Source organism: Enterobacter sp. BRE11 (genome assembly GCF_031844285.1).
GTDB lineage: Bacteria > Pseudomonadota > Gammaproteobacteria > Enterobacterales > Enterobacteriaceae > Pantoea.
Genome location: NZ_JAUZUX010000002.1, coordinates 205,296 through 226,727, shown reverse-complemented (window position 1 = coordinate 226,727; position 21,432 = coordinate 205,296). Strand labels below are relative to the sequence as shown.

Annotated in this window: 19 protein-coding genes and 1 pseudogene; 9 read left to right on the top strand and 11 right to left on the bottom strand. The window is 58.9% G+C overall.

The genetic code is table 11. The features are described 5' to 3' along the window. The first annotated feature begins 154 nt into the window (after nt 1-154). Nucleotides 155-418, top strand: coding sequence for a hypothetical protein (locus Q9R34_RS03225; protein WP_434124951.1), 264 nt, complete (start codon nt 155-157; stop codon nt 416-418). A gap of 160 nt (nt 419-578) precedes the next feature. Next, nucleotides 579-908 (top strand): SMR family transporter, encoded by a 330-nt coding sequence (locus tag Q9R34_RS03220; RefSeq protein ID WP_434124950.1) that lies wholly within the window; start codon nt 579-581, stop codon nt 906-908. A 377-nt stretch (nt 909-1,285) separates the two neighbouring features. Here Q9R34_RS03220 and Q9R34_RS03215 read toward each other — a convergent pair whose 3' ends face one another. Genes Q9R34_RS03215 through Q9R34_RS03200 form a run of 4 tightly spaced genes read right to left on the bottom strand, consistent with a single transcriptional unit; the run spans nt 1,286 to nt 5,259 of the window. Then, entirely contained in the window at nt 1,286-2,302 is a 1,017-nt protein-coding gene (locus Q9R34_RS03215; protein ID WP_485892369.1) for a transketolase family protein, read from the bottom strand. A 1-nt stretch (nt 2,303) separates the two neighbouring features. Beyond that, the gene (locus Q9R34_RS03210; RefSeq protein ID WP_434124948.1) at nt 2,304-3,143 is read right to left on the bottom strand and encodes a transketolase; all 840 of its coding nucleotides are present in this window, start codon (nt 3,141-3,143) and stop codon (nt 2,304-2,306) included. Nucleotides 3,144-3,155: 12 nt separating this feature from the next. Beyond that, nucleotides 3,156-4,454 carry an MFS transporter gene (locus Q9R34_RS03205; RefSeq protein WP_434124947.1) on the bottom strand — a complete coding sequence of 433 codons (1,299 nt, stop codon included), beginning with the start codon at nt 4,452-4,454 and terminating at the stop codon, nt 3,156-3,158. Nucleotides 4,455-4,509: 55 nt separating this feature from the next. Beyond that, entirely contained in the window at nt 4,510-5,259 is a 750-nt protein-coding gene (locus Q9R34_RS03200; protein WP_434124946.1) for an SDR family NAD(P)-dependent oxidoreductase, read from the bottom strand. 196 nt (nt 5,260-5,455) lie between these two features. Here Q9R34_RS03200 and Q9R34_RS03195 point away from each other — a divergent pair, with 196 nt between their 5' ends. The 5 genes and pseudogenes from Q9R34_RS03195 to Q9R34_RS03175 all read left to right on the top strand — a co-directional run. Beyond that, nucleotides 5,456-6,352, top strand: a complete 897-nt coding sequence (locus tag Q9R34_RS03195) for a LysR substrate-binding domain-containing protein (RefSeq protein ID WP_485892368.1) — start codon at nt 5,456-5,458, stop codon at nt 6,350-6,352. A 179-nt stretch (nt 6,353-6,531) separates the two neighbouring features. Beyond that, on the top strand, nt 6,532-7,548 hold the full coding sequence (locus Q9R34_RS03190; RefSeq protein ID WP_485892366.1) for an XdhC family protein: 1,017 nt from the start codon (nt 6,532-6,534) through the stop codon (nt 7,546-7,548). Further along, nucleotides 7,545-8,111, top strand: coding sequence for a nucleotidyltransferase family protein (locus tag Q9R34_RS03185; protein ID WP_485892365.1), 567 nt, complete (start codon nt 7,545-7,547; stop codon nt 8,109-8,111). The genes Q9R34_RS03190 and Q9R34_RS03185 overlap by 4 nt, the downstream gene beginning before the upstream one ends. Before the next feature lie 47 nt (nt 8,112-8,158). Next, nucleotides 8,159-8,842, top strand: a complete 684-nt coding sequence (locus Q9R34_RS03180; protein WP_485892363.1) for a hypothetical protein — start codon at nt 8,159-8,161, stop codon at nt 8,840-8,842. Between the two features lie 322 nt (nt 8,843-9,164). Further along, nucleotides 9,165-9,275: pseudogene (locus Q9R34_RS03175) on the top strand (Rpn family recombination-promoting nuclease/putative transposase); the annotation flags it as partial. 55 nt (nt 9,276-9,330) lie between these two features. Here Q9R34_RS03175 and Q9R34_RS03170 read toward each other — a convergent pair. From Q9R34_RS03170 to Q9R34_RS03160, 3 genes are read right to left on the bottom strand one after another with little or no spacing between them, the layout of a single operon-like run. After that, nucleotides 9,331-10,458 carry a lactonase family protein gene (locus Q9R34_RS03170; RefSeq protein WP_485892362.1) on the bottom strand — a complete coding sequence of 376 codons (1,128 nt, stop codon included), beginning with the start codon at nt 10,456-10,458 and terminating at the stop codon, nt 9,331-9,333. 12 nt (nt 10,459-10,470) lie between these two features. Further along, nucleotides 10,471-11,817 carry an enolase C-terminal domain-like protein gene (locus Q9R34_RS03165; protein ID WP_485892361.1) on the bottom strand — a complete coding sequence of 449 codons (1,347 nt, stop codon included), beginning with the start codon at nt 11,815-11,817 and terminating at the stop codon, nt 10,471-10,473. Further along, nucleotides 11,795-13,138, bottom strand: a complete 1,344-nt coding sequence (locus Q9R34_RS03160) for an MFS transporter (RefSeq protein WP_485892360.1) — start codon at nt 13,136-13,138, stop codon at nt 11,795-11,797. Before Q9R34_RS03160 ends, Q9R34_RS03165 begins: the two co-directional genes overlap by 23 nt. A 281-nt stretch (nt 13,139-13,419) precedes the next feature. On the opposite strand from Q9R34_RS03160, the gene Q9R34_RS03155 reads away from it, so the two are divergent. Beyond that, nucleotides 13,420-14,160, top strand: a complete 741-nt coding sequence (locus Q9R34_RS03155) for a nitroreductase family protein (RefSeq protein WP_434124935.1) — start codon at nt 13,420-13,422, stop codon at nt 14,158-14,160. A gap of 67 nt (nt 14,161-14,227) precedes the next feature. Here Q9R34_RS03155 and Q9R34_RS03150 read toward each other — a convergent pair whose 3' ends face one another. After that, nucleotides 14,228-16,582, bottom strand: a complete 2,355-nt coding sequence (locus Q9R34_RS03150) for a membrane-bound PQQ-dependent dehydrogenase, glucose/quinate/shikimate family (RefSeq protein ID WP_485892358.1) — start codon at nt 16,580-16,582, stop codon at nt 14,228-14,230. 474 nt (nt 16,583-17,056) lie between these two features. Here Q9R34_RS03150 and Q9R34_RS03145 point away from each other — a divergent pair, with 474 nt between their 5' ends. Beyond that, complete coding sequence (locus Q9R34_RS03145; protein ID WP_485892357.1) at nt 17,057-18,376, top strand: MFS transporter; 1,320 nt, start codon at nt 17,057-17,059, stop codon at nt 18,374-18,376. Nucleotides 18,377-18,390: 14 nt separating this feature from the next. Here the strand turns inward: Q9R34_RS03145 and Q9R34_RS03140 are convergent, their stop codons facing one another. From Q9R34_RS03140 to Q9R34_RS03130, 3 genes are all read right to left on the bottom strand, one after another. Next, complete coding sequence (locus tag Q9R34_RS03140) at nt 18,391-18,729, bottom strand: glutathione S-transferase C-terminal domain-containing protein (RefSeq protein WP_485892355.1); 339 nt, start codon at nt 18,727-18,729, stop codon at nt 18,391-18,393. A 126-nt stretch (nt 18,730-18,855) separates the two neighbouring features. Next, complete coding sequence (locus tag Q9R34_RS03135) at nt 18,856-19,485, bottom strand: DapH/DapD/GlmU-related protein (RefSeq protein WP_485892354.1); 630 nt, start codon at nt 19,483-19,485, stop codon at nt 18,856-18,858. A gap of 649 nt (nt 19,486-20,134) precedes the next feature. After that, on the bottom strand, nt 20,135-21,427 hold the full coding sequence (locus tag Q9R34_RS03130; RefSeq protein WP_485892353.1) for a PQQ-dependent sugar dehydrogenase: 1,293 nt from the start codon (nt 21,425-21,427) through the stop codon (nt 20,135-20,137). Nucleotides 21,428-21,432 lie beyond the last annotated feature (5 nt).

Sequence of the window (21,432 nt, the reverse complement as noted above, 5' to 3'; positions counted from 1 at the left end):
CACCCAGGCAAGAGAAATGCTTTATTTTGGTGCTTAACCGGCCGGATGAATCTTTTGTTTCAGTGTAACCGCCAGGCGCTTTTGGGTGCGGGCCGCAGACGTTTTTCTGTTCGCCAGCCATACTTAGCCGGTATCAAATCCGGGGAGAGTCAAAATGAAAAGTCGTTACATCATACTGCTACTTACTGCTTTACTGCTGGGGCAGAGCGCTACCGCCCAGCCGACGGCGTCATCAGCGCTGCTGTTTAGCGGACGGGCGCCCATCGCTCAGCTGACGCCGATAGCGGCGAAGTGCGACCTCGCCAGCTGTCAGCAGAACTGCTACGTCGAGCGCTCGCACTGCAATACGCGCGGCAACGGCTCCTGCAGCAGCCAGACGCAAATCTGCGTGCAGAACTGCGCCAGCCAGTGCCGATAGGGTCCTGAGCGGCAAATCTGTTGGTTTGCCGTTTATTGATTCAGGTCAAACCGGCCTGCTGCCGTTTCCCTTTCCTGCCGGTCATCGCCTAAAATAGCGCTTTTGCGCTGCCTGAAGCGGCGCTGCCGTCGGACAATCTTCGCGCTTTTTTAGGGATGTTATGACCTACCTTTATCTGTTTATCGCCATCGTGGCGGAAGTGATTGCGACCAGCAGCCTCAAGGCTTCGGCATCCTTTACCCGGCTCTGGCCCGCCGTGGTGACGCTGGTCGGCTACATCATCGCTTTCTATTTTCTGACGCTGGTGCTGCGCACCATGCCAACCGGCATCGCCTATGCTATCTGGTCCGGAGTGGGTATCGTGCTGATTTCCGTTGTCGGCTGGGTGGTGTTCAAACAGAAGCTCGACCTGCCTGCTATTATCGGCCTCGGGCTAATCATCGCTGGGGTGCTGGTAGTGAATCTTTTTTCCAAAACGGTGGGGCACTGAAGTTATCTTTTTCCTTTATCGACGGGAGATAAACGTGAAAAAACAGCTAACCGAGTCCGATATTCATGGTTGAGGTGGGTGGCATCGCCTTATACGCCAGCTGTGCATAGCCGTCGCCTGGCCGCTGAGCGCGAGCATTCCAGCCAGAAGAGAGGGGCACAAAAGCGGGAGAGACAGGGCTCCCTTTTTCCATATGTCACGAATTATATAGCAAGCATGAAGAACACAATATTAGCCTTCCTTATTAGTTACATCATACATCGGCACCTGTAAAAACATCGCACTTAACTTCTATGCCTGTCACAGAAGTCGGGCAGGTAAAAAAGCGGCTGGCTTAACGATCCGGAAGCGCAAGGCTTCCGGATGTTTGCCGCCTGTCAGACACCATGCTCCAGCCACGCCGTAATCTGCGTCACCATTGCCTGCGTCGAAATGCCATAGCGATCGTGCAGCGTTGGCAGCGCGCCTGCATCGAGAAAGGCGTCGGGCAGGGCGACCTGCCGGAAACGGGGCGTCACGCCATGGCGCAGCAGCGTCGCCGCGATAGCTTCACCCAGGCCGCCGGTAATTGAGTGGTTTTCCGCTGTAATCACCAGCCGTCCCGCGCTGACCGCTTCGCCGGCCTCGCGCAGTATCGTCGTCTCGTCCAGCGGCTTGATCCCCGGGGAGTGCACCACGCCGACCTCAATGCCGCGGCTTTCCAGCTGTTCAGCCGCCTCCAGCGCGCGCATCGTCATTAAGCCGCTGCTGATAATCACCGCATGTTTGCCTGAGCGCAGCCGCTGCGCTTTGCCGTGCTGATAGTAATAGTCATACTTATCCAGCACCAGCGGCACCTTGCCGCGCAGCAGGCGCATATAAACCGGCCCCTGATGGTCGGCGATGGCTGGCACCACCTGGCTGATTTCCCGCGCATCGCAGGGATCGATAATCGTCAGGTTGGGCATACCGCGAAAAATCGCCAGATCCTCGGTCGCCTGATGGCTCGGGCCGTAGCCGGTGGTGAGGCCGGGCAGGGCGCAGGCGATTTTCACGTTCAGGTTCTCTTCGGCGATCGCCATGCAGATAAAGTCATAGGCGCGGCGAGAGGCGAACACCGCGTAGGTGGTGACGAAGGGCGTAAAGCCTTCGCGCGCCATGCCGGCGGCGGCGCTCATCAGCAGCTGCTCCGCCAAGCCCATTTGAAAGAAACGGTCGGGGAAGGCGTCGCCGAAGAGGTGCAGATCGGTATATTTGCTCAGGTCGGCGGTTAAACCGACGATATCCTGACGCTGACGCGCCAGTTCGACCAGCGCATGGCCAAAAGGCGCCGCCTCCGTTGGCTGTCCTTCGGCGGCAATCGAGGCGATCATCGCCGAGGTGGTCAGGCGTTTATTTGCTGTTGATGTGCTCATCTTATTCTCCCTGTTCCAGCGCAGTAAGGGCTTTATCCCACTCATCGGCATCGACGCGGATAAAGTGGGTTTTCTCCCGGGTTTCCAGGAAAGGCACACCTTTGCCCATTCGGGTATCGCAAATGATGACGCGTGGCTGCGCTTGCGGCCAGTCACGCGCAGCGTCAAAGGCGGCGACCAGCGCATCGATATCGTTGCCGTCCACCCGCTGCGCATACCAGCCGAAAGCCTGCCAGCGATCGACGATAGGCTCGAATGCCAGAATCTCGCTGCTGTGGCCGTCCGCCTGCTGGTTATTGACGTCGATAATCGCGATCAGATTATCGAGCCGCCAGTGCGACGCCGACATAGCGGCCTCCCAGGTCGAGCCCTCATTCAGTTCCCCGTCGGAAAGCAGGTTATAGACTCGCGAGGTCGAGCCCTTACGCTTCAGCCCCAGGCAGGCGCCAACCGCAATGCCCAGGCCGTGGCCGAGCGAGCCGCCGGTGATCTCCATACCAGGCGTATAGGCAGCCATGCCTGACATCGGCAGACGGCTCTCGTCGCTGCCGTAGGTTTCGCGCTCCGCTTCAGGAATGACACCCGCCTCCAGCAGCGCCGCATAGAGGGCGATAGCGTAGTGGCCGATAGAGAGATAGAAACGATCGCGACCTTCCCATTCGGGATCCTCGGCGCGATAGTTCAGCGCATGGAAATAGCTCACGGCGAGCAGATCGGCAGCGCCCAGCGCCTGACCGATATAGCCCTGGCCCTGAACCTGGCCCATCAGCAGCGCATGGCGACGAATGCGCGTGGCGCGCTGCCGCAGGGTCAGCGGAACCGATGAAGTAAGAGTATGCATAGAACCTCCAGATTAACGATTAACGTCCGCTGCCCGAATACGCAGCACGCAGAGCGCGCCGAGCAGCAGAACCGCAGCGATAAAGTACATGCCCGACGCGGGCGAGCCGGTCAGGGTGGTGATTGAGCCGATAAGCCAGGGCGAAAAGAAGCCGGCGAGATTAGCGATACAGTTGACTGCCGCGATGCCCGCGGCGGCGGAGACGCCGCCCAGCAGGTTGGTCGGCAGCATCCAGAACAGCGACGAGGCGGAGAGAATGCCCGCAGCCGCCAGACAGAGAAAGAGCAGCGACAGCGTGACGCTATGGCCCAGCAGGGTCGCCATCGTCAGGCCCGCCATGCCGAGCACCATCGGCACGATAAGGTGCCAGCGCCGCTCACGATGGCGATCGCCGCTGCGGCCCGCCATCAGCATAAACATGATGGCGCACAGATAGGGCAGACTGGTCAGCAAACCGATATGCAGCGGCTCGCGGATGCCGGCGTTTCTCACCAGCGTCGGCAGCCAGAAGGTCAGGGCGTACTGACCCATCACGACGCAAAAGTAGATCGCCGCCAGCGTCCAGAGGCGTTTGTCCGCCACAAACTCTTTAATGGTGCCGTGATGCGACTTCTGCTGGTTATCCTCATCCAGATCGGCGCGCACCATGCGTTTTTCGCCCTCATCGAGCCAGCTCGCCTGCTCGACGCGATCTTTCAGCACCACCAGCACCACAAACCCCATCAGAATGGTCGGGATCGCCTCCAGCATGAACATCCACTGCCAGCCGGCCCAGCCGTGCGAACCGGCAAAGGTTTCCATAATCCAGCCGGAGAGCGGGCCGCCGATCATACCGGAGAGCGGAATGGCGACGAACCAGAGCACCGTCATGCGCGCCCGACGTTGAGCGGGAAACCAGTAGGTGAGATAGAGCAGCAATCCGGGCGCCAGTCCGGCTTCGGCCACGCCAAGCAGGAAGCGCAGCAGATAGAACTGCCAGGCGGTCTCGACAAAGGCGAAGGCGCCAGAGATCAGGCCCCAGGTGATCATAATGCGGGCGATCCATCGGCGCGCGCCGACGCGATGCAGGATCAGGTTGCTGGGCACCTCAAAGAAAAAGTAACCGAGAAAAAAGATCCCGGCGCCAAGGCCGTAGACCGTTTCGCTTAGCGAGAGATCGTCCATCATTTGCAGCTTGGCGAAGCCAACGTTGACGCGATCAAGATAGGCGCAGAGGTAGCACAACATTAAGAACGGCATCAGGCGCCAGGCAATTTTGCGATAGGCGCCGTCGCGCGCAGCGACCGCCGCACCGATATTCAGCGTTGTCATGGTTATCACTCCGGGAGTGAACCAGCAGCCAGGCTGCTGGAGAAAAGGGGGACGATCAGTGGATCAGCATGCCGCCGTTCACGTCTAAAGTGACGCCGGTGAGGTAGCTGGAGAGATCGCTGGCGAGAAACAGCGCGGCGTGCGCCACATCGTCAGCTGCGCCGAGGCGTCCAAGGGGAATCGAATCGATAATGGCGTGACGGCGCTCGTCGTGCAGGAGTCCGCCGGTGATATCGGTCTGGATGAGGCCAGGCGTCAGGGCGTTGATGCGGATCTGATCCGGCCCGAATTCGCGCGCCATCGCTTTGGTCAGGCCCAGGACGCCCGCCTTTGCGGCGCTGTAGTGCGGACCGCCGAAGATGCCGCCGCCGCGCTGCGCCGATACCGACGAAAGAGAGACGATACTGCCACCGCCCTGGCGCTGCATCGTAGGGATCACCGCCTGGGACATCAGCAGCGTGCCGCGCAGGTTGACATCCAGGATGCGGTTATAATCTTCAAGCCCAATCTCCAGCGTTTTCACCGGCTGCGTAATACCAGCGTTATTTACCAGCACGTCGATGCGGCCATACTCCTTCAAAACCTCCGCGACAGCGCGCTGAATCGCCTCGGCGTCGGTGACGTTGGCTGCAAGGCCCAGATGGCCAGATCCCAGCTCCAGCGCGGTACGCTGCGCTGCCGCTTCATCGAGATCGAGCACCACTACGCGCGCGCCATGGTGAGCGAAGCAGGCGGCGGTGGCGCGTCCGATACCGCGCTGGGACGCGGCGCCCGTAATAATTGCAACTTTCTCTTTCAGCAACATAAGTGACTCCAGATTCTTTTTTTATAGGGTTCGGTATCGCTACCGGCAGGGTTCATCCTCAGCATCAGAAATAGCGCTCAAAGTGGCAATGCAGAAAAATTCATTTGATGCTGAATGAAATTGTTGGTTTGATGCAGTTAACATTTTTCAATGTTTGAAACGGACATAAATCACAAAATTTTGAGCGGGAAGAGTTATGGAAAAGCCAGTCAGCCAGCTTCCTTCATTAAAATCGCTGCGCGTGTTTGAGGAAGTGGCGCAATCGGGAAACGTGGCGCGTGCGGCGGAAAAATTAAATATCACCCCCTCAGCGGCGAGCCACCAGCTGGCGAAACTGGAAAAAGAGCTGGGCTCGATTCTGTTTAACCGCTCGGCGAAAGGGGTAGCGTTAACCCTGGCGGGCGAGCGCTATTTAGCGGAGATCCGGCCGCTGATCCTCAGCCTGACGCAGGCGACGGCACGGCTGCGCAACGAGAAAGATCGCAGCGCGCTGCGCATCCATTGCGCGCCCAGTTTTGGGCTGCTATGGCTGCTGCCGCGTATTCATCAGTTTCGCGAAGCGCACCCGGACATACAGGTTTCGCTTTCCTGCTCTTATGAAAACTTATCTTTCAGCCGCGATAATATCGATATTGCGGTGCGCCATGGCTTTCCGGAATGGAAGGCGTTTGAAATAAAGACCATTCGCCATGAAAAAATGTCGGTGCTGGCGTCGCCAGACTATCTGGATAAATATCCGCTGCGGATGCCGGACGAATTAAATAACCACGCGCTGATCCTTTCTGAATCGCCGTTAATTCAGTGGCCACAGTGGTTCGCCACGCAGCAATTGCCGCAGCCGACCCAGGAGTGGCTGTTTCGCTTTGACCGATCCTACATGAGTCTGGAGGCGGCGATGCTCGGCCACGGGCTGATTTTCGAAAGCGAACTGCTGGCCGCCGACTATCTTCGCAGCGGCAAACTGGTCAGGGTATTTGATGACGCCATGAGTCTGCCGGTCAGCGCCCATCACCTGGTTTATCCGCGCGGCTATGCGCAGTTCCCGCGCGTTAGCTACTTTTTGCAGTGGATTCAGGCGCAGCTGGACGGCTGACGCGCGGCGTGAATGTCATGCCTGACTACCACTTTTACGCTATACGAACTAATTTTTATTGTCGGACGCGCGCTGCCCGGCGTGACGCTCGGCGGATTCCGTATGCTAAGGCGGCAATGTCGACTTAATTTCCGCCAGGGCACAGGCCCTGGCCCAACCGTTGCCGGAGGCACCAGGCCATGCACAACCTTGATATGCAGGTATTAAAAGCAGGATTGCAGTGGGTTGACGCGCATGAAGTATGGCTCTGTACGGTGCTTTCTACCTATGGATCGTCGCCGCGTCCGCCCGGCGCGATGATGATTATCCGCAAAGGGGGGCATCACTGCGGTTCGCTTTCAGGCGGCTGCGTTGAAGAGAGTTTTATTGAGCGCATCGACCAAAACGCCTTCCCGGCGGCCAGCCAGGTGGTGCGCTACGGCGAGGGCGGATTTGAGCCGGACAGGGCGCTGCCGTGCGGCGGCGTGCTCGATATTCTGGTGGAAAAGCTGTCGCCCGGCGCTGAGAGCCGCGCCTATTTGCAGAAGATGCACGATGCGTTGGTCGCCGCCACAGCGGTGAAAAAGAAAATTTTTCTGCCGCATGCCTGTCATGCGCTGGAGCCGGCCGCCTATACCAACAGCACCCTGACTTACCGCGACGGCGCCGCCATTACCCTGACGCTCTCGACCGCGCCCAGGCTGGTGATCGGCGGGCTTTCCAGCGTCGCGGTGTTCTGCGCCAATTTTGCCGTCGCGCTCGGCTTCGAAACCATCGTGTGCGAACACCGGGATGAGGCGCTGGAGAATATGGCCGCCTTGCTGGACGCGAACGTCAGGCTGATTAAGCAGTTTCCCGCCGTGTATCTGGAGCGGGAAGGGTGTCATGCCGGGACGGCGATCCTGTCGCTTACCCACGATCCGCGCATTGACGATCTCACCATGATGGAAGCGGTCAATCTGCCAGCGTTCTACATCGGCGCGATGGGGTCAAAAAAGAACAGCCTGAGAAGAAAAGAGCGGCTGGGAGAGTATGGCGATCTTACGCCGGAGCAGGTCAGCCGCATTCACGCGCCGGTCGGGATCGATATCGGCAGTAAAACGCCGTCGGAGATTGCGCTGTCGGTAATGGCGGACATCGTGCGCTATAAAAACGGCTGCGCAGAGGCGGTTGAGCCAGCTCTGGCAGAGCCGTGGGAGCAGGGAAGTCTGCTATGAGATTCGCCATTCTGGTGATGGCGGCAGGCTTCAGCCGCCGCTTTAAGGCGAGCGGCGGAGAGCATAAGCTACTGGCCTCGCTGAACGGCAAGCCGGTTTTGCAGCACACGCTGGAGCATGCTGTTGCCACGGAGCTCGACGTTTTCGCGGTGACGCGGCCGGAAGACAGGGCAATTCATGCGCTGATTCCCGGTGGTCGTGCGATTGTCTGCAGCAGCGCGGGCATCGGCGACTCTATCGCCACGGGGGTAAAAGCCACCGCAGAGTACGACGGCTGGCTGATCACGCTGGGCGATATGCCGTTTTTAACTGTGGAAAGCCTGCTGGCCGTGGCGGAGGCGCTGCATCACGCGCCGCTGGTTCGGGCAGAAGTCGAAGGCGTGCCTGGACATCCGGTGGGATTTCAGCGCGCCTTCTTTTCCGCGCTCGCCAGTCTGAGCGGCGACAGCGGGGCGCGCGCGGTGCTTGACAGCGCGCCGTGTCAGGCGGTGACCTTGGCGGATAAGGGGTGCGTGCTGGATATTGATACCCGTTCAGATCTTCAGCATAGTCCTGCGCTGTAATCGCTCAGCCAGCGAGTGGTGCGGGGCAAAGAACGATAAGGTTTGTCATGCAATCAATACTTCTGCAAAACAGATATCGCTCGACAAATGAGGACACTCTCGCAATTTGGGCGAAAAATGCAGGAATCGGGGAGATCCGAGAACAAAACTACTACGATCCCGTAAAGCTCTCTCTTGCAGCAGGAATAAAGCCGCCTGTTTCCCGCTGTGTCTCACGCCTTATTGATGAGTTGAGCGAAATCACAAAAGACGATCCCCTGGCCGATACGCTGCCAGCGCACGGCTTTCATTTTACTTTCTTGCCTCTGACGCTGCCGCTTTATCACCGCAACGAGCCATTACCGACGAAGGTAGAGCAATTGGCAACTATCTGGGGTGAATTCGATGCGAAAAAATTGACTATCAGACAGCTTCGGTTAGTGGCGTTACCTGGTCAGCTGTTGCTTGCGGGAATTCCTGAGAGTCCTGCGGTCGCTATGCGTCAGTCGTTCTGCGAGAAGGTTCTGGATTCTCAATGGAAAAATGAGTTACTGATGCGTCATGACAACATCTCATTGCCAGCGCCATTCTGGCACAGCACGGTTCTACGCTACGGCGCGTCTTTTTTACCGGAAAGCCTGCGTCAGTTTTTCCTGGAGCGTCAGGCAATTAATTTTGGTGATGTTGCCGGCGAGCTGATATTGGCAAGGTGCAACTATAACTGGACAACATGCTATCCATTAAAAAGTTAACCAGGGCAATGTGGTGAGAAATGCCCAAAGCAGACGGGATTATTTAGGTGCACATAATGTATATTATGTTAAATAAGAAATCACTCAGAGTCAGGACGCTGCGCGCATACGTCCTCTCTCTTCCCTTTTCTCTTCTTATAACTTAAACAGCGCAATCTGCCACAGCACCGATCGGCTTGTCGTCTTTCGTCTGTGATAAAGCGCCAACCCTTGTCGGCGCGTAGATTTTGCGAGCCGCCTCGGCTGCTGCGCTTTTCCCACTTTCGCATGCTAAAGGCGACTGCTAAGGTCCGGTAGACAAAAAGCTGGCCGAGACTTCAGGATGAAGCGAACTTGCACGCCGCATGATGCGGTCTTTAAAACCTTTCTGACACACCCGAGAACCGCTCGCGACTTTTTAACGCTGCATCTGCCGCCTGGGCTGCTGGCGCTCACCGTCAATAAGAACCGCCGCTTCAGGCGGTTCTTATTGTGTGCCCGCCTGCCTGCTACTGCTTAAAGCTGACGATACTCACCCAGTTTGCATCCTTGCCTACGGGCGCTTCAGCGACCCTTTTCAGCTCGCCGCTCGCTTTGGCAATAGCATAGCTGCCAATGACCGCGCTTTTCTCACCGCTGGCGATCAGCCAGCGTCCGTCAGGCGTAATCGCGATACCGCGCGGCTGCTTCTCAACCGGCCAGCTGTTAATGAGCTGCAATTTTCCATCCGGCTGGCTGATGCGATAGCCCGTTACCGTGCTGCTGGTTCGCTCTGTCACGTAAAGAAAACGCCCGTCAGGCGTAATCTTGATATCGGCCGCCCAGATGCGCGGCGTGGTGTCGCTGTAGCTGGCGGTGCGTTCCACGCCGTGCTGCAGATGATATTTCTCCGCGACTGCGTTGGGATAGTCAGCTACCCTGGTCAGCGTGCCATCCGCTTGCCGCGCGAACTGCACGATGGCGCCGCTCATTTCACCAACGTTATAGAGAAAGCGGTTATCTGGCGACAGCGCCGAGTGCCGCGGGCCGTTTTTCTCCGCCGTCGCGACGAAGCCTTTTCCAAGCGGCGTCAGCTGGCCATCCGGGTGCAGCGCCAGCTGCAGAACGCGATCGGTGCCCAGGACGCCAACGTAAGCGAAGCGATTTGTCGCGTCGACAATGACTGAATGCGCGGCGTGGCCGGTCTTGATCTCGTCAATGAATGGCGTCTCTATTTTTCCGCCAGCGCCGAGGTGATAAACATGCACCAGGCCGCTATCGTAGGAGGCCGCCAGTAAAAAGCGCCCTTGCCTGTCCAGGCTGATATAGGGATAGCTTGCGGCGGCCGCGCGCTCTGACGCTGGCGTCAGAGCGCCGGTTTTGCCGTTGATGGACCAGCTCACCAGCCGCATCGGCTGGCTGCGCACGGCGGCGTAAAGCGTCTGCTTATCCGGGCTTATCGCCATCGGCATTACCTTGCCCCCCGCTGGCGTTTCGCCCAGCAGCTTTAGCGCACCGGTCCGATCGTTTAAGGCGTAACGCGCGATTTCGCCATCCTCCGCCGCCGAAACGTAGACAAAGGTCTGCGCCATCAGCGGGCCGCTAAAAGCGACGCCAGTCAGTAAAAATGCGTGACGTAATGCCGGGTTTACCTTCATGCCCCTCTCCTTTTAAGGCCTTAGCAGCGCAGGCCGCTTAGCGTCATAGCGCCAGTTTTCGATTAAATATTGCATGCCAAGTGCATCGTTGCGGTTCTTTTCCGGCAGCGCGTTATAGCGCGCATGAGCCTGTTCCACCCGTTCCATATCCAGTTCGATGCCAAGCCCCGGGCCTTCTGGCAATTCAAGGTAACCGTCTCTTATCTGCGGTGCCTGACGTGTCAGCTGCTGACCATCCTGCCAGATCCAGTGAGTATCAAAGGCCGTCTGGCGATCGCCAGGTGCCGCGGCGCCCAGATGAGCAACCATCGCCAGCGACACGTCAAAATGATTATTGGAATGGCAGCCGGTAGTCAGCCCCCACTCGTTACATAGTTGCGCAACCACGTTAGCGTTACGCATGGTCCAGAAATGGGGATCGGCCAGAGGAATATCGATGGCGTTGAGCTGCAACGCATGATGCAGTTGACGCCAGTCATTGGCAATCATATTGGTTGCGACAGGCACGCCGGTTGCCCGGCGAAACTCCGCGAGGGTTTCACGCCCAGAATAGCCCTGCTCTGCGCCGCAGGGATCTTCCAGATAGGGAACCTTTCCCGCAAGCTCTTTGCCGTAGCGGATAGCGTCGTCCAGCGACCAGCTGGCGTTGGGATCGACGGTCACGCGGGCTTCAGGGAAACGCTGCAGCAGCGCATTGACGGTTTCTACCTCCACCTCGCCATGATGCACCCCTCCCTTGAGCTTAAAGTCACGAAAGCCATACTGCGCCTGTGCCGCTTCAGCCAGACGCACGACAGCCTCACTGGTCATAGCCTTTTCATGGCGCAGTCGGAACCAGTCGCTCTGCTGGGTGGTACCCGACTGGTAGTCCATCGGAGTTAACTTGCGGTCTGCGATATAGAAGAGATATCCCAGCACCGGTATGCGATCGCGCTGCTTGCCGCTGGCCAGCAAATCCGCTACAGGCAGGTTCAGATGCTGGCCCAGTAAATCGAGCAACGCCGCCTCAATCGCAGCGGCGGCGTTGTAGAATTTCTCTGGATTCATTTGCGGTATATGAATGTCGTTGGTATGCGCGGCGTGCTCAGTACGCGCATCGCTGCTGAATAGCTGGTTCAGCGTGGCATTAACCCGCAAAAGCGAGCTGCCTACCGTCTGCGCCTTAAAACGCTCCAGCAGCCTTAGCGTAGAAGCGTGACAAGGCGCTTCACCTACCCCGGTATGACCAGATGAATCGGTCAAAATAACCAAAATCCGGGTAAAGTAGCAGTTATGGGCGCCGCCGATATTGAGCAACATGCTGTCATAACCCGCTACGGGCACAATACGCATCGTCTTAATGACTGGACTGTCTGACATGAGAAGCCTCCTTGTTAGTCTGACCAGGGCGCACCGATTTGCGACGCAGCAATAGCCATAATCCCGTGACAACCGATACGCTGGTTAGCGCGTAGAGTCCGCCGGTGGTACTGCCGGTTTTCATTTCGAGATAGCCAAATAATGTCGGCGCAAAAAATCCGCCAAGGTTACCGATGGAATTAATCAGGGCGATGCCAGGCGCAGCAATGGAGGCAGGAAGTTCAGCCTGCGGCATTGGCCAGAAGAAAGCCGCGCTTACTTTTGAACCGATACAAGCGACAATCATCGCAACGAACCCAAACCAGGGCGTGCCCAGGGTTGCCATAAAGGTGCCGCAGCCCGCCAGCAGCATGGCCAGCCCCAGCCCTCTGTCCAGCCGCTCGCGCAGGCGATCGGTGGTTTTTCCCAGTAAAAAAATGGCGACAATCGCGCACAGCCACGGAATGGCAGTCAGCAGGCCTGTTTCAAAGCTGTTGAAACCTTCTATGCGCTGAATAATCTGCGGTAGCCAGAACACCAGCGTATAGCCGGTCATGGTCATGGTAAAAAAGATCAGACAGTAAAACAGCAGGCCGCGATGGCCAATCAGGCCCCAGCGCCCTGACGCAGTCTGCTGCTCTTCCCGGGCCTCATCTTCCAGCTTCAGCTGCTGAGTCAGCGCCCTTTTCTCCTGCTCGCTAAGCCAGCTGGCCTTTTCCGGTCGCGAAACCAGTACCAGTGCAGCCAGTAACCCCACGATGACCGAGCCGCCGCCCTCAAGAAACATCACCCATTTCCAGCCGGCAATGCCCATAAAGTCGTGCATCATCAGGATGGCGCCGGTGAGCGGGCCGGAAAAAAGGAATGCGCTGGCGGTGGCGCTTAACGCCATTGCCGTGGCGCGACCGCGCCACGCATTGGGCACCCACTGGCGGAAATAGAACAGCACGCCCGGAAAAAAGCCCGCTTCGGCTACGCCAAGTAAGAAGCGCAGCAAATAAAAATGCAGCGGTGTGCTGACGAAGCCGGTAAGAAAAACCACAATTCCCCAGGTGATCATGATGCGCGTCAGCCAGACGCGTGCGCCTAGCTTTTTCAGCATCATGTTGCTCGGCACTTCAAATAACGCATAGCCAATAAAAAAAAGCCCGGCTCCCAGACCAAAGGCCGCTGCGCCGATACCGGCATCGGTTTGCAGCTCGGCCTTAACGAAGCCAATATTGGCGCGGTCAATCTGATTGATAATCAGCATTACCGCCAGCACAGGAATAATGCGGCGGAAGAATTTTCTGGTCGCGGAAGCGATCGCCATTGCGCGTTCGTCATGGGTCACGATGGACATGGTTTATCCCCTGTTAAAGCGTACCGCTACAGGTATACGCAGTCAGAGGCGCTGCCGTTATGTGTAACTGCCCGAGGCACATTGTGTACTCGCCCAGGAAACCAGCGGATTCAGTATGTTATAAAAATGTTATAATTCATCGGTGTTCGAAATTGTGTGCTGGCTCACTCTGCTATCACCGCCAACGCTTTGAGCGAACAGCGATTATTTCCCATGGCCAGTGCGGTTAAATCTGGCCCTGCCCGAACCTGCTACGCTTAGCCTCCACACCAGGAGGATCCATGAATTCACTTATTGAAATTTTTACCAGCCATAAAAGCGAACGCAGCTTTACCGAGCAGCCTGTTGACGACGCGATGCTGGATCGCATTATCAGCACCGCCTGGCGTGCGCCGACCTCGGTCAATTCGCAGCAGGTTTCTGTGGTGGTGACCCGCGATGCGGCGAAGCGTAAGGAAATTTCGCAGATCGCCGGCGGCCAGCCGTGGATCGCCAAAGCGCCGGTGTTTCTGACCTTCGTGCTGGATATGCATAAATCACGCGTGGCGATGGAGGCGATTGGCCGCGAGCAGATCGCGCAGCAGAGTATCGAGAGCATCGTCTCCGGCGCCACCGATGTGGGCATCGCGCTGGGTTCCGTGATGGCCGCCGCGCGCGCGGAAGGCCTGGGTATCGTGCCGATCGGCGGCATCCGCCGCGATCCTGAGGCGTTAATCAGCCTGCTGGAGCTGCCGGAATATACCTTCCCGGTTGCGGGCGTGGTGATTGGCTATGTCGATGAGCCGTCGCACCAGAAGCCGCGCCTGCCGCTGGAAACCTTCCGCCATGAAGAGGCCTACCGCACCGCCGGGCTGGAGGAGAAGATCGCCGCCTATAATCAGGAGATGGTGCAGCACTGGCAGAACATTGGCCGTTCCGATGGCGAAAGCTGGAGCGAAAGCGTCAGCGGCTATTATCAGAACATCTATTTCCCACACGTGCTGGGCGCGCTGAAAAAACAGGGCTTCGGCAACGATAAGTAACTCACCGCATAAAAAAAGCGCCCAAATGGGCGCTTTATCTTTTTCTGCGCGAGACGCAGCCACATCGCTATTTAAGCCGGAACGCCACCACGCTGTCGCCGCTTTTGGTGCCGAGCGAGCCGTGGCCGCCAGCGGCAATCACCACATACTGCTTGCCATCTTTACCCATAAAGGTCGACGGCGTGGCCTGCGCGCCCGCGCTCAGCTCGGTCTGCCACAGCAGCGCGCCGGTCGTGCTGTCATAGGCGCGGAAGAAGTTATCCGCCGTCGCGCCGTGGAACACCACGTCGCCCGCCGTCACCAGCGGACCGCCATGCGCCACCATCCCCATCGGGAAACCGATCGGGAAACGCCCCGGCAGGAACGAGGTGTTGAGGTTTTTGGTGGTGCCGATGCGGCGCAGCCATTCGGTCTTGCCGGTTTTCAGATCGACGCCCACCATACGGCCCCACGGCGGCGCGATACAGGGTATGCCCAGCGCTGACGCGAACTGCTGAATATGGATCGCGTAATCGCCGTGGAAGTTTTCATTCCAGTAAGGCGAGCCATCTTTGGTGAACAGGCGCTCGGTCGCGGTCGCTGACGTGCGCTTGATCAGGTTGTACTTATAGGCCAGACGCACCGGCGCGGCGATCAGCAGCTGACGCTCCGGATCAACCGCCACCGATCCCCAGTTAAATACGCCGATATTGCCCGGGAAAATCAGCGAGCCCTTCTCGGTCGCTGGCGTCCACGGGTTGCCGTCATAGCGCAGCTCGCGGAAGCCCATGCGGCAGCTCATCTGGTCAAACGGCGAAATGCCCCACATCGCTTTTTCCGTCAGCGGCTGCGGAATAAAGTTGAGGCTGGAGACCGGCTGCGTAGCGGCAAACTTCTCGCCTTCGACGCCGCCTTCTGTCGAGACCTTCACCTGATTAACCGGATAGATCGGCTGACCGGTCAGGCGGTTGAGCACGAACAGGTTGCCGGTTTTAGTCGGCAGGATGACCGCCGGCTGTTGGCTGCCCTGATAGTCGATATCCACCAGCGACGGCTGAGACGGGTTATCGCGGTCCCAGAGATCGTGGTTGGCGCTCTGGTAACGCCATTTAAAGGCGCCGGTTTTCAGATCCAGCGCCACCAGCGCATCGCGGAACTTCTCGGTGTTGCTGTCAGGATCGCGCTCGATGCCTACTTCATCCGGCGAGGCGTTGCCGAACGGCACATAGACCAGGCCGTTTTTCAGGTCGGCGCTCAGCGTCGCCCAGGCCACCGGGGTATCCTGCGGATAGGTCGCGTCCGCCGCAATCGGCTGGGTCGCCTCCGGCTGAGCCGGATCGAAGTTCCACACCAGACGGCCGGTAACGGCGTCCCAGGCGCGGATGACGCCAGACGGGTTGCCGCGGTTAAAGCCGTTGTCCATTACCGAGCCGCCAACAATAACCAGGTTGCCCGCCACCAGCGGCGCAGAGGTTTGCATCAGCGCATGCGGACGCACCTCGCCCATATTGGCATGCAGATCGACCACGCCGTTCTGCCCAAAATCGGCGCACGGCTTGCCGCTGTCAGCATCCAGCGCCACCAGCTTCGCATCGGTGGTCGCGTTGTAGATACGCTTACGGCAGAGCGCCGGCTGCGCTGCGCTGCCGTCAGCTGCCGCACTGCCACCGTCGTAGAAGCTGACGCCGCGACAGGTCTGATGCTGCTGCATATAGGAGCGATCCTGCGGCGCCGCATATTTCCATTTTACCGCGCCGGTTTCCGGATCGAGGGCATGCACCTCGTTATGCGGCGTACAGAAGTAGAGCATGCCGTTCGCCTTGAGCGGCGTCGCCTCAAAGGTGTATTCGGTCGCGTCGTCGCTCTGACGCAGATCGCCGGTATGGTAGGTCCAGGCGACCTCAAGATCTTTCACGTTATCTTTGGTGATCTGATTCAGCGAAGAGAAGCGCAGCGCATTGGTGGAGCCGCCGTAGGCTGTCCAGTCGTTGCCCGCGCTATTTGAGGCAGACGGGGCGCGCGCATTGGTAATGGTTCCCTGCTGCGGCAGCGGATCGTAAAAGCAGAGGCCGATCACCAGCGCGATCATCACCACTACCGTGGTGTCGAGGAAAGGATGGAACCTGCGCTGAGTCAGCGGACGCACCACCCAGGGCAGCGCCAGCCAGACGCCGAACAGACCAAACAGGTCGCCGCGGGGGATCCACTGCCACTTGTCAAAGCCCACTTCCCAGATAATCCAGAACAGGGTAATCCACATCAGCAGCGCATAAAGCGACAGCGCGCTGCGTTTATTCAGAAACAGCAATATCGCGGTGAGCAGTAAGCCTGCGGCCATCAGCGCATAGAACGCGCTGCCCCCCAGCAGCAATAGCTTCCCGCCCATATAGAGCATCGCCACGGCGACAATCGCCATCACGATACTGGTTAGCTTGTTAACCATGATCCTTTTTTTCCTCATTCAAGGGTCGAAATAAAACAAATACACATAACTTCAACGTTATTTTAACTTAGGTAAATTTTTGTTAAAAACGTAATAACTTACGAGCCTTTAGCCGGGCTAACGGATCTGGTGCTGCGAAAGGTGAAGCAGACGCGATTTGCAGGGGCCATGACGAGCACAACCGAGCGCCATGGTACGATATGGCTTATCAGTTACCTGCCTTTACCGCATCATTTGTTCAATATGCTGACAAATAACACACATAAATTTAACGTCACCGCGCTTTATCGGGCGGGCTCCTCCCTGTGGACCCCGTCGGCGTTGCGTGACTGCACCTTAATGATGCGCAGACTAACCATTAGGCTGGTTATTTCATCTCTGCCTCGCGCGTAGCGCCCAGCCAGCGGGCCTGCTAACGATTCGGCACCGATTTTGCTTCTCCCATGCAGACCCTATTCATGCAGGAGAGGCACCATGCAGCCAAGTCGCTATCGTTACGTTATCTTTTCCCTGTTGTTCTTTGTCGCGCTGATCAATTACATCGATCGCGGCGCGCTGTCGTTTGCCGCTAACGCCATCTCTCAGGAGTACCACTTCACTAAAGTGCAGCTCGGCGCAGTGCTGGGCTATTTCGGTTTCGGCTATCTGTTTGGATCGCTGTGCGGCGGATTCCTTGCGGATCGGCTCGGTACCCGTAAGGTCTGGCTGATGGCGGGCGTGCTCTGGTCGCTGCTGGAGATCGCCACCGCCTGGGCGGGTGACCTGGGCATGGCGCTGTTTGGCGGCTCGGCGATTATGGGCTTTGCCGCCCTGCGCATTCTGTTCGGCTTCTCCGAAGGCCCAGCTTACGCGCTGATGAACAAAGCCATCGCCCACTGGGCGCCGGATAACGAACGCGGCTTCGCGCTGAGCATCGGCCTGCTCTCCACGCAGGTAGGATCGCTGCTGACCGCGCCGATTGCGGTCGGCCTGCTGCTGTTGACCCATGACTGGCGCATGATGTTTATCCTGCTGGGCGCCTTTTCGCTGCTGGCGATGCTGCTGTTTGCGCGCACCTTCAGCGATACCCCGGAACAGCGACCGGCGGCGAACGCAGCGGAGCGCGCGCTGATCCGCGAGGGTCAGCGTCAGGAGGCGCACACCGATACGGTGCTGCCCTGGTGGCGTTTTTTCACCAGCCGCACCCTGGTGTGCAATGCCCTCGGCTACTTCTCCTTTCTCTATATCACCTTTACGCTGGTGACCTGGCTGCCGAAATATCTGCAGGACAGCTTCCATTACGATCTCCATTCGCTCTGGTACGTGGCGATGATCCCCTGGAGCGGCGCCTGCCTGACCGTACTCCTCGGCGGCCGACTCGCCGATCGCCTGCTGGCGCGCTTCAATAACCTGCACGTGGCGCGCAACCTGTTCGCCGCCGTGACGCTGCTGGGCACCGCCTGCTGTTTTATGGCCATTCCCTACGCCGGATCGGCAACGGCGATTATTGCGCTAATGACGCTGGGCAACGCGCTCAACGCCATGGTGAACAACGTCTACTGGTCGGTGGTGATTGACGTGACGCCGAAGGCCTCCGTCGGCGCCTATAGCGGCATGACGCTGGCGATCGCCAACCTTGCCGCTATCGTCTCGCCGATGCTGTGCGGCTGGCTGGCGGAGTACTACGGCTACAACGCGATGTTTACCGTCACCGCCGTGATTGCGCTGGGCAGCATGCTGGCGATGACGCTATTGCAGCCGGAGAAACCGCTGCAGCCGCACAGCGCCGGCGGCGTGGTGCAGCAGGCGCTCTGACCTCTGGCGGCGCGCTACAGCTGGTTACGCGCCACCACGCTCTGCAGCGCTTTCTGCGCCTTAACGCGCTGCGCAATCGCCCACAGCTTCGGCGCGCTGGCCTGAAACCAGGCCTCGCGCGGCTGCCAGCGCACCAGCACCGGTAGACAGGCGTCAAGCAGCGTGATGTTGTCTCCCAGCAGAAAAGCGCTGTCGCCGAGTTGCGACTCAAGCCAGCGATAGGCCTCTTCGCGATGGGCGTCGGTACTCTTTTTCAGCTCCTGCGCCCTCGTGGCGGTCCAGCGCTGCGGATAGTCGCCATAGGTAAAGCAGCCGATCGCGCGCCTCGCCCGGCTGGTCGAAGCCGGAGACATCTACCCAGCGATAGGGTTCGCCGCAGAGGCTAAACATTAGCTCGCTGATGGCCGAGCCCCAGCCCGGTGCGCCATAGAGCGTGAACATAGCGCTCTCCTTTCAGGGTTGCGATGCGGTAAGTGTAGTCAGCCGTGGCGATTGCAGAAGCGCGCGATGTCGCCGGACTGAAAATCAGCCAGGTTCGCCATCAGCTTCTCCAGCGGCCACTCCCACCAGGCGATCTGCCGCAGGCGCGTGGCGATGGCGGGCGTAAAGCGCATGCGGATCGGTTTCGCCGGCACGCCGCCCACGATGCTGTAGGGCGCAACATCTTTCGTCACCACCGCGCCCGCCGCCAGCACCGCGCCGTCGCCGACCGTAACGCCCGGCAGCACAATCACGGCGTGGCCAATCCAGACGTCGTGGCCGACGATAACGCGCGCGGCGCGGCGGTCGGCGAAAAAGCCGCTGTCGCGCGCCGCGCTGGCGTCGTAATACTCCGGGCAGCAGGTAAAGCGATGCTGCGAAGCGCGATCCATCGGGTGATTGGGCGCGCCAAGGCGCACATGGTTGGCGATAGCGGTAAAGCGGCCTATCTGCGCGTCCGCCACGTGGCAGTGTTCGCCGATATAGGAGAAGTCGCCCAGGGTGCTGTATTCGAGGTAGCTGTGCGCCAGGATTTCGCACTGCTGCCCGACGGTGGTGTCGCGCAGGCGTACACTGTTGTCGATATAAGTCTGCTGCAGTCGGGCGGAAGAGAGAGCGTGCAAAGTCATAATGGCCTCGTCTGATCGGATGTCTGGATAAGCGGAGTGTGCGGCGCGGCGGAAACAGCGCTGACGGTAACGGGCGAAGATGACAGGCGGAAGACAGTGCAATGCGGCGGACTAGCGGGATAACGCGACGAAAAAGGCGGAGTGGTTAGCTCCGCCTTTGTTCAAGTTCCGGCTAGTGAGCCTGGCCGGTCAGTTGCAAAAGGGCAACGATGATCTGCAAGATGACCCGGACAAGATCCAGGAGCAATCTAATCAGTTCCATCACTTTCCTTCTCCTTCAACAGGAGCGCGCTGTTCGGCTACCGAGGCTTTGACTCTACCCGCCGGGCGCCTAAGCACATCTTGTGGAGAGCGCTGAGCGGCACTCGTTGCTAAAGCCACAGGCCAGCACCACCTGATGCCTGCCGGGATTTTTAAAACCGTGCCCCTGGGAGCGGCCAGTCAGCAAGTCGGCTCTGCTTTGCGCTCAACACCTGTACAACCATACAGTATTTTGGCGAAACTTGAAATATTTCTCCGCGCTATTTAGAATCGCAGGTGTGGAGAGTGCTGAGCACCTCGTTCGCAACGCGGTCACCAGCCGTTAAGCGAACAAAAAATGAAAGGATTTGGCCGTGACGCCAAATCCTTTTTTTATGCCTGTAAAACGCTACTTCGCGCTGACGCGCCACACTGTGTTGCCGGCGTCATCCGCAATCAGCAGCCCGCCCTGGCGATCGGCGGCCAGACCGACCGGCAACCCTCTGACCTGCTTCTGATCGTCGGTCAGGAATCCCGTCACCACCGGCTGCGGCAATCCAACCGGCCTGCCGTTTTCAAATTTTACCCACACTACCTTGTAGCCGTTAAGCGGCGTGCGGTTCCAGCTGCCGTGCTCGCTGACGAAGGCACCGCCGCGATACTGCGGCATATTGTCCGCCTGATAGAAGAGCAGCCCCAGCGGCGCAACGTGCGAGCTGAGCGCATAGTCCGGCTTAATCGCCTTCTCCACCAGATCGGGACGCTGCGGCTGCGCGCGCGTATCCACATGCTGACCAAAATAGCTGTATGGCCAGCCGTAGAAGCCGTTCTCCTGCACCGACGTCATATAGTCCGGCACCAGATCGGAGCCGATCTCGTCGCGCTCGTTGACGATCGCCCACAGCCGGTTACTTTGCGGCTCAAACTGCAGGCCGGTCGGGTTGCGCAGCCCGGTGGCGTAAAGGCGCGTTGCACCGCTGGCGGCGTCGACCTCCAGCACCGCGGCGCGATGGTACTCCGCGCCGATGCCGTTCTCGGTGATGTTGCTGTTAGAACCGATGCCGACATAGAGTTTGCTGCCGTCCGGGCTGGCGACCAGCGCTTTGGTCCAGTGGTGGTTAATCGGCCCGCCGGGCAGATCGGTTACAAGCTGAGGCGGCGTACGGATCTCGGTTTGCCCTTCCTGATAGGGAAACTTCACCAGGCTGTCGGCGTTGGCGACATAGAGCGTATTGCCGATCAGCTGCATGCCGAAGGGCGAAAAGAGGTTCTCGATAAAGACGTGCTGCTCCCACTTGCCGTTCACGTTGCGCAGCAGCGTGATGCGGTTGCCGCCCTCGCCGCCTTTGCCTGAGGCTTTCTGCACAATGCCCATAATCAGCTGCTTGGGACGCGTGGTGGGTTTGGCCGGGCCGTTGGCCTCCGCCACCAGCACGTCGCCGTTCGGCAGCGTCAACAGCTGACGCGGATGCTTGAGGTTCTCCGCGATCTTCTCGATTTTCAGCCCCTGCGCCACTTTCGGCATCTCGCCCTGCTTCCACGGCACCCCTTCCGGCACCTGCATCGGCGGCATAAAGAAGTTTTTCGCCTCAGGCAGCTCCGGGTTTGGCCCGGTCTGCTTCTGCGGATCGAGCTGTGCGCCGCTGTCGCAGCCCGCCAGCAGCGCGGTCAGCGCCATCGCGATAAGCGTTTGCTTTTTCATCGGTG

Bases quoted from the DNA above. Each gene is read 5' to 3' on its own strand.
- Q9R34_RS03225 (WP_434124951.1), top strand. From the start codon at position 155: ATGAAAAGTCGTTACATCATACTGCTACTTACTGCTTTACTGCTGGGG.
- Q9R34_RS03220 (WP_434124950.1), top strand. From the start codon at position 579: ATGACCTACCTTTATCTGTTTATCGCCATCGTGGCGGAAGTGATTGCG.
- Q9R34_RS03215 (WP_485892369.1), bottom strand. From the start codon at position 2,302: ATGAGCACATCAACAGCAAATAAACGCCTGACCACCTCGGCGATGATC.
- Q9R34_RS03210 (WP_434124948.1), bottom strand. From the start codon at position 3,143: ATGCATACTCTTACTTCATCGGTTCCGCTGACCCTGCGGCAGCGCGCC.
- Q9R34_RS03205 (WP_434124947.1), bottom strand. From the start codon at position 4,454: ATGACAACGCTGAATATCGGTGCGGCGGTCGCTGCGCGCGACGGCGCC.
- Q9R34_RS03200 (WP_434124946.1), bottom strand. From the start codon at position 5,259: ATGTTGCTGAAAGAGAAAGTTGCAATTATTACGGGCGCCGCGTCCCAG.
- Q9R34_RS03195 (WP_485892368.1), top strand. From the start codon at position 5,456: ATGGAAAAGCCAGTCAGCCAGCTTCCTTCATTAAAATCGCTGCGCGTG.
- Q9R34_RS03190 (WP_485892366.1), top strand. From the start codon at position 6,532: ATGCACAACCTTGATATGCAGGTATTAAAAGCAGGATTGCAGTGGGTT.
- Q9R34_RS03185 (WP_485892365.1), top strand. From the start codon at position 7,545: ATGAGATTCGCCATTCTGGTGATGGCGGCAGGCTTCAGCCGCCGCTTT.
- Q9R34_RS03180 (WP_485892363.1), top strand. From the start codon at position 8,159: ATGCAATCAATACTTCTGCAAAACAGATATCGCTCGACAAATGAGGAC.
- Q9R34_RS03170 (WP_485892362.1), bottom strand. From the start codon at position 10,458: ATGAAGGTAAACCCGGCATTACGTCACGCATTTTTACTGACTGGCGTC.
- Q9R34_RS03165 (WP_485892361.1), bottom strand. From the start codon at position 11,817: ATGTCAGACAGTCCAGTCATTAAGACGATGCGTATTGTGCCCGTAGCG.
- Q9R34_RS03160 (WP_485892360.1), bottom strand. From the start codon at position 13,138: ATGTCCATCGTGACCCATGACGAACGCGCAATGGCGATCGCTTCCGCG.
- Q9R34_RS03155 (WP_434124935.1), top strand. From the start codon at position 13,420: ATGAATTCACTTATTGAAATTTTTACCAGCCATAAAAGCGAACGCAGC.
- Q9R34_RS03150 (WP_485892358.1), bottom strand. From the start codon at position 16,582: ATGGTTAACAAGCTAACCAGTATCGTGATGGCGATTGTCGCCGTGGCG.
- Q9R34_RS03145 (WP_485892357.1), top strand. From the start codon at position 17,057: ATGCAGCCAAGTCGCTATCGTTACGTTATCTTTTCCCTGTTGTTCTTT.
- Q9R34_RS03140 (WP_485892355.1), bottom strand. From the start codon at position 18,729: ATGTCTCCGGCTTCGACCAGCCGGGCGAGGCGCGCGATCGGCTGCTTT.
- Q9R34_RS03135 (WP_485892354.1), bottom strand. From the start codon at position 19,485: ATGACTTTGCACGCTCTCTCTTCCGCCCGACTGCAGCAGACTTATATC.
- Q9R34_RS03130 (WP_485892353.1), bottom strand. From the start codon at position 21,427: ATGAAAAAGCAAACGCTTATCGCGATGGCGCTGACCGCGCTGCTGGCG.